Source organism: Mesorhizobium sp. M00.F.Ca.ET.216.01.1.1 (genome assembly GCF_004010325.2).
GTDB lineage: Bacteria > Pseudomonadota > Alphaproteobacteria > Rhizobiales > Rhizobiaceae > Mesorhizobium.
The window spans coordinates 1-371 of sequence record NZ_SADR02000229.1 but is presented as its reverse complement, the minus strand read 5'-3'; the positions used below and the strand labels follow the sequence as shown (position 1 = coordinate 371).

Below are 371 nucleotides of genomic sequence, written 5' to 3'. Positions count from 1 at the left end.
CCACGCCCGAGTCAAAGCGACGAACTGCTCATCGAGCTCGCGGAAATCCTGGATGCGTTTCTCGTGCTCGGCGGACACAAAGTTACGCAGAACCTCATCCCCATCCACGACAGCATTCAACCACCAGCGGCAGTAGTTGGTCTCAAAAACCGCCTTCACCTGCCCACGCTGAATATTGCCGTCTTCGATACCTGCAACCAATGGGGCCAATCCCAGCGAAAGCGCATGCTGACGGACTTTCCGCCAGGCGCACCAGAGTTTCAGCCGGTTAGCATTCTGCACCACCTGGCTAGCGCGTTCCGCTACTTGTCCGGGGACAAGCGAATGAAGAGTCGCGTGTTCCGAAGAGGCCAGCCCGCTGGCAGTAGCAA

1 protein-coding gene is annotated in these 371 nt (G+C 58.2%); it reads right to left on the bottom strand.

The window, feature by feature from the left end; translation table 11 throughout:
• Positions 1–285: hypothetical protein (locus EN859_RS35865; protein WP_210237765.1), on the bottom strand; the 285-nt coding region annotated here is incomplete at its 3' end.
• Positions 286–371: the final 86 nt, after the last annotated feature.